Here is a 6323-nt window from a genome sequence, read left to right on the forward strand (position 1 = left end):
AAAGTCTCGTCAGGCCAATTTCCCTTCCATTGTAGCTTAGGCGTGAGTACGAGAAAAGCACGCCTGGCTGGCGTGCTCCTCCCGCCTGTTGGCATTGTAGCAATAAAAGTCAAGTAGAAGTTTCAGATTTTTAGGGAAGCGAAAAAGGCAACACAAAATCAAGCCGCTGAGCATCCCAAAATTAAAACAGCGGCCAGCCAGATGGTATAGCGCAGGAAAATCAGTCGTGTTCCAGGGAATCCAAGTAGGCTTTCACAGAAGCGTAGTAGATGCGCAGGAACTTATTTGCGGAGGCCATCATGTAGACACGGTAGGGCTTGCCTTCAGAGCGTTTCTTGTTCATGAACTGGTAGACCGGCTCATTCATTGGAGCACGTTGCAGGATGACACTCATCACCAGAAAGAGCGTCCTGCGCAGTGAGGTAGATCCCCGCTTGGAAATGCTGCGGCTACGGACATCCATTTGGCCGGATTGGTAGGGCGGGGCGTCAATGCCCGCAAAGGCAACCAGCGCTTTTTTGGAATGAAAACGGCGTACATCGCCAATTTCAGCCATGAGTTGGGGGCCGAGGGTAGGACCAACACCAAACATCCCCATCACCACAGGATACTCCGGCAGAGAAGCTGCCATGGACTGCATCTCCTGCTTGAGAGTAGCTAATGTGGCAGAAGTTGCCCGGATTTGGGAAACAGCCTGTTTCACCAAAAGTTTTGCCGTATCCGTTTTCGGAATGACACCGAAGTGTCCACAGGCGGAGGCATAAATGTCCAGCGCCTTATCTTCGCTGAAATTGTAGCCGTGCTTTCTGCACCATTTATAGTACTTGGCGGTAAAAGCCTTCTCAGACAGGCCACAGACGCACTCGCAATGCCAAAAAGCGGCTACAAAGTCCACCCACTTCTCGCTGCCATCGGCGCGGGGCGGACTGGTAAACAGGCGGTTTACGTCCGGGAAAGCAATGTCCAGCATGGAGATCAAGTTGTTCTTCAGCATGGTCTGTACTTTGGAATACTGCTGGTATTGCCGGTAGCAGGTCTTCAGCATGAGCCGGGTATCCTCCTCAGGGACATATCTCGGCAGTGTGAGCCAGTGGTCAAGGCCGTAGTTGGCCAGCTTCACGGCATCCTTCTTGTCGGTCTTGGCCCGTCTTAAACTGTTGTTTCCGTAGTCATGCACCAGCATTGCATTGACTACCGAGACATAAAGGCCCGCGTCGTGGAGCAGCCAGGCCACCGGCGCGTGGTAATTACCTGTGGATTCCATCACCACACGGGTCTCACCGTCCAGGCTTTTGAGCAGCCTTGCCAGCTCGCTCAGTTCACTGTCGGTGTGGCGCACTTCAAAGGGTGAAACCACTACCTCTCCAAAGGGCCGCATGACTGCAATCGTGCTCTTTCCCTTGGAAACATCGATGCCAACGCAGTTCATTCACATTCCTCCAATACCAAGAATCCGCAACCGGAAATCCATCTTTTCTCGCTGCCGATTCAATCTATTTGGTGACACGAACTCTCCGGCATCCGGTGGCTCAACCTGCTCAAATCGAACGCTGCAACAAGAGGATGGCTGACAGTCTTTCCTACGGACTTGTTAGCCCAAGTGAGGTGTCGTCAGCCAGTTGCTCCTCTTATTGTAGCTTAGGCACGAGATGGAAAGAAAGCCGGACTGGCTGCCTGGCTTTCCTGTCCAAATTTATTGTAATAGCGAGGTGAGCACGATGTTGTTCGGAAAATTCTGCATTGATTTCGGCTCCGTACAAATGGATACCACAAAACATTGTGCGGAGCCTTTTCGGACTGTCAAGTTGTAAAACCGGGCGGCCAGGGCAGAAAATCACTACCTTTGGTTTTTGTACCCTTTTTGCAGACTGACAGGACAAGATAGTTTATTTTGGGCCGCGGACGATGTTTTGTCCACGGCCTTTTGTTATGCCCATTTCAGGGGCGATGGAACAGAGGGCGCACAGCACTGCGCTGCCCTCTGTCTTTTTGAAAGGAAGATATTACATGACTCAAGATCAAAACTTATTGAACGGGAGCGTGCCCCAAAAACTGATCCAGTTTGCCTTCCCGCTGTTTCTGGCCAACCTGCTGCAGGCCCTCTACAATGTGGTGGATATGCTGGTGGTGGGGAAAATTGTGGGCAAAATCGGCCTGGCCGCCATCAGCAATGCCTCCATGCTGTGTTTTATCATCAATTCCCTCTGTATCGGCCTGACCATGGGCGGGAGCGTTTTGGTGGCTCAGTACAAAGGGGCGGGCGACCAAAAGGGACAGCGTGACACCATCGGAATGCTGTTTCTCCTGTCGCTGGTGGCCTCCGTTGTAGTTACCATTCTCGGCCTTACCGTCTATGAGTCGCTGTTCCGAGCGCTGGATGTTCCGGCGGAGGCCTATCCGGACGCCTGCGGCTATATGGAGATCATCTGCTGGGGAACCGTATTCGTCTTTGGCTACAACACGGTCTGCTCCATTCTGAAAGGCCTGGGCGATTCCAAAACGCCGCTTTTTTTCGTGGGTACCGCCACGATTCTCAACGTCTTGCTGGATGTACTGCTGGTAGGGCCGTGTTCCATGGGCACCGCCGGCGCGGCATGGGCCACGATCACTGCCCAAGGCATTTCCTTTGTGGGATCGTTGGCATATCTGAAACGGCACCAGCTGAGCGTTTCCTTCAGGAAGATCGAGTTTTGCTGGGAAATACTGTTATCCATTTTGAAGGTGGGCCTGCCCACCGCAACCCAGATGGTGGTGGTGAACACGGCCTATCTGCTGGTGACGGGGATGCTCAATCCCTTTGGCACCTCGGTGGCCGCTGCCTCCGGCGTAGGGCTGAAGATCAACACCTTTGCCGGGATGCACTGCTGGGCCATTGGGCAGGCCATCACCGCCATGGTGGGCCAGTGCATGGGAGCCGGTCAGATCCGGCGGGCCCGCCAGGTAGTGCGATCCGGTCTGCTGCTGAACCTCGCCGTCACAGCGGCGGTGGTTGTGACGGTCCAGTTTCTGGCGGAGCCTCTCATCTGCCTGTTTGACAGCACCAGCCCGGAGGTAATCCGGGTCGGTGTGCTGTATCTGCGCCTGTGCTGCGGAGTTAACAGCCTGGTCTATGCCGCCATGTACACGCTGGATTCCTTTGCCATCGGTGTGGGCGCAGCTCATGTGGCCATGGTCAATGCCCTGCTGGACGCGGTGGTGGTGCGCCTGCCGGTGGCGTGGCTGCTGGCATTTTCCCTCTCCATGGGCTTTCCCGGAATCTATCTGGGCCAGGCCCTTTCGCCCATCCTGCCCGCCCTGGTGGGGTTTATCTACTTCAGAAGCAGAGTCTGGGAAAGAAAAACACTGGTGCGTGAGCCTTCGAGAGAGGGTAGCCGAAACAAATAAGAGGAGGAAAAGAATATGAATCCATCCAACATCTATCCCCGAACAGATGATACTCAGACGGTCTATCTCAACCAGGTCGTGGCAGACCCCAGCATCCTTGTGGGGGACTTCACCATGTATAATGACTTTGTCCATGACCCCGTTGACTTTGAAAAGAACAACGTGCTGTATCACTATCCCGTCAACCACGACCGGCTGGTGATCGGTAAATTCTGCTCCATCGCCTGTGGAGCAAAGTTCCTCTTCAACAGCGCCAACCACAGCCTGCAATCCCTCTCCACCTATCCCTTTCCCATTTTCTTCGAGGAGTGGGGACTGGATCGGAGTCAGGTGGCCAGAGCCTGGGACAACAAGGGTGACATTGTTATCGGAAACGATGTGTGGATCGGCTACGAGGCGGTCATCTTAGCGGGGGTGACCGTCGGAGACGGAGCCATCATCGGTGCCCGGGCCGTTGTAACGAAGGATATCCCGCCCTATACCATTGTGGGCGGTGTCCCGGCTAAGCCGATCCGAAAGCGGTTTTCCGAGGACACAATTGCCGCGCTATTGGAACTGCGGTGGTGGGACTGGCCGGAGAAACGGATCCAGGCCAATTTGGATGCCATTCAATCAGGACAACTGGATCAAATCAGATGACCTGTTTTGTCGTAAAGTTCGGGCTGTCCCTATCCGAATGACACAAATAAAAAATACATCCCTCTGGAAATCACAGATTCCAGAGGGATGTATTCATGTCTCGGGCTGTTTCCAGTGGTTCAGCTTTGGCAGCTGAGCTTCAAAGTAGGCTCTGACCTGCTCCGGGGGCCAGGCTTCATTGGACATATGACTTTCCAGAAAATTCAGCAGTTCCTCAAGGCTTGTGTAGACGAATTTCCCGTCAGTATAGCACCACTTGCAATATTCCTCGTTGAAGGTGCCGTCCGGCTCCCGGCTGATATTAGCATCCTCCAGAGGCATACCACAGCACTGGCAGATCAACTGCCTTGGGGAACCCAGCAGGGTATTGATGGAGACATCAAACAGCCTGGAGAGCAGTTTCAAGGTTTCTGTGTTGGGCACTGTTTCGCCGGTCTCCCAGCGGGAAACCGCCTGCCGGGTCACATGCACTTGTTCCGCCAACTGCTCCTGGGAGAGTCCGCGCTTGGTGCGCAGTTCCAGAAGGACTTCTTTGGTATCCATGTTGATCACCACCTTGCCCGGATTGTACCACAGCCGGAGCAAAAAGCAAAGCAACTGGCTGTTGCCTCAATTCTGCTTTGCTCTCGCATCAGGCGTATCAGTATTTAACAAGCTATATACAAAGAATACCGCCCGCTGAACATCCACGGATTTCAGCGGGCGGTATCATCTCTTTCAGAAATCTGATTTCGGGTACTTGCCGTAGGCGCCTGTCCAGTGTTCCGCCGCTTTCAGAAAGGCAGAGTAGCCGTGGGCGCGGATGAACTCCAGTGCCTGCTTGTATTTGGAGTATTTGTAGACTGAATGGTTGAGAAAGGCCTGGACGGTCTCGCAGTGTTCATATTCCTCGCAATCTGCGCAGGTGATGTGACCTTTAGTCAGGCAGCACTTCTTCATTTTGCATCTGGCCCGGTTCAGATCACGGGATCCATCCAGATAGCCCGGCTTGCAGCCCTTGCAGGTCTTCTCAAATTCACGGCAGGTCCCGCAGTAGGCACCACAGCAGCCGATTTCCTCTGTACAATTCATAGGGAGGAACTCCCTTCAAAGTGATAGATTTTTAGAAAATCGCTGATGCGTTCCTCGACCGCATGAAGGGACTCTTCATCGCCGTATGGGATGTTGATGCACCGCTTGCCCTTTTTGCAGGTGGGCAAACTCTCAGACAAGCGGTTCAGAAACTCTTCGTCGGAAAAATGAATGGAGAAGTGGCTTTTCGCGGCGGAAACTGCCACATATCCCTCGTACATCTTTTTCACCAGCAGCCACATGGGCATGGAAAAGGAGATTTTAGGAGTCAACTGCGGATATTCTGCACTCATAAAGTCAATGAATGCGCTGACATGCTGCCGCTGCTCTTCGTTCAGCGATGCCACATACTCCGAAACAGAAGCTGCGCCCATATCATACCTCCAACTGCCTATTGGGACTGCTGCCGGTCCCACTCTTTTTTCAGGATGGCATACTGCACCGTGTTTTCATACCTGGGGGTTCCGTCGGGATTGTTCACGAAGGAGATGAATTCCAGGAACAGGCCCTCCCGGCGCATCCCCAGTTTTTCGCACAGATGCTGACTGGCGAGGTTATAGTCCTCGGTGTAAGCGTAGATGCGCCTTGCGCCCTTTTGGGAAAAGAGATAGTCGAAGAAGGCATGGGCCGCCTCGAAGGCGTACCCTTTGCCCTGGTAGTTCTCATTCAGCATCCAGCAGGGGCTGAAAGTGTCCCGCACGGAGTCCTCGCCTGCGTGGGGCTCGCCCTCCTCCGGGTAGGCGTCAATCTCTCCGATAACCTTGCCGCCCTCCTTCAGGGTGATGGCAAAGTAGTACTCCGTCTCGCCCAGGCGCTTTTTCATCTCCTCTTTAGCCTCGTCCAGGGAATGCAGCTTCATGCAGGCAAAGCAGTTGACCGCGGGTTCTTTCAGATATTCGTAGGCATCCGCCGCGTCATCCTCTAAAAAGGGGCGCAGGATCAGCCGTTTTGTCTCGATCACCATATTTCGGCACCTCAAGAAAAGTAAAAATGGATAGTGGAATTTTATCAAATAGTTTTGTTGTAAAAGTTAAGAAAAATCCGTCAAAATCACAAGATTTTGACGGATTTTTGGTCCGAGTGGGGCGATTCGAACGCCCGGCCCCGTGAACCCAAATCACGTGCGCTACCAACTGCGCTACACCCGGATATAAAATGATTATAACTGTGGTCAAACATGTGGTCAAGGCCGTTTTTTGACCAACGACTTTGCCGAAATGGTTCCCGCT

Annotated in this window: 7 protein-coding genes and 1 tRNA gene; 2 read left to right on the forward strand and 6 right to left on the reverse strand. The window is 53.3% G+C overall.

The genetic code is table 11. The features are described 5' to 3' along the window. Positions 1-220: 220 nt before the first annotated feature. Positions 221-1429, reverse strand: a complete 1209-nt coding sequence (locus B5E43_RS14555; protein ID WP_087397876.1) for an IS110 family transposase — start codon at positions 1427-1429, stop codon at positions 221-223. Positions 1430-2007: 578 nt separating this feature from the next. Here B5E43_RS14555 and B5E43_RS14560 point away from each other — a divergent pair. Together B5E43_RS14560 and B5E43_RS14565 are read left to right on the forward strand one after the other, a co-directional pair. Then, positions 2008-3384, forward strand: a complete 1377-nt coding sequence (locus B5E43_RS14560; protein WP_087397878.1) for an MATE family efflux transporter — start codon at positions 2008-2010, stop codon at positions 3382-3384. Between the two features lie 15 nt (positions 3385-3399). Further along, positions 3400-4023 carry a CatB-related O-acetyltransferase gene (locus B5E43_RS14565; RefSeq protein WP_087397880.1) on the forward strand — a complete coding sequence of 208 codons (624 nt, stop codon included), beginning with the start codon at positions 3400-3402 and terminating at the stop codon, positions 4021-4023. A 93-nt stretch (positions 4024-4116) separates the two neighbouring features. Here B5E43_RS14565 and B5E43_RS14570 read toward each other — a convergent pair whose 3' ends face one another. The 5 genes from B5E43_RS14570 to B5E43_RS14590 form a co-directional block, all read right to left on the reverse strand. Next, positions 4117-4566, reverse strand: coding sequence for a zinc ribbon domain-containing protein (locus tag B5E43_RS14570; protein WP_087397888.1), 450 nt, complete (start codon positions 4564-4566; stop codon positions 4117-4119). A gap of 174 nt (positions 4567-4740) precedes the next feature. Further along, a complete protein-coding gene (locus tag B5E43_RS14575; RefSeq protein ID WP_087397882.1) occupies positions 4741-5094 on the reverse strand; it encodes a hypothetical protein in 354 nt (117 codons plus the stop codon). Continuing rightward, positions 5091-5468, reverse strand: a complete 378-nt coding sequence (locus B5E43_RS14580) for a DUF1801 domain-containing protein (protein ID WP_087397884.1) — start codon at positions 5466-5468, stop codon at positions 5091-5093. The genes B5E43_RS14575 and B5E43_RS14580 overlap by 4 nt, the downstream gene beginning before the upstream one ends. 17 nt (positions 5469-5485) lie before the next feature. Beyond that, positions 5486-6058, reverse strand: a complete 573-nt coding sequence (locus B5E43_RS14585; protein ID WP_087397886.1) for a GNAT family N-acetyltransferase — start codon at positions 6056-6058, stop codon at positions 5486-5488. A 108-nt stretch (positions 6059-6166) separates the two neighbouring features. Beyond that, positions 6167-6242, reverse strand: a tRNA-Pro gene (locus B5E43_RS14590). Between the last annotated feature and the right edge of the window lie 81 nt (positions 6243-6323).

Origin of the sequence: Flavonifractor sp. An100, assembly GCF_002161175.1 — a bacterium.
GTDB lineage: Bacteria > Bacillota > Clostridia > Oscillospirales > Oscillospiraceae > Lawsonibacter.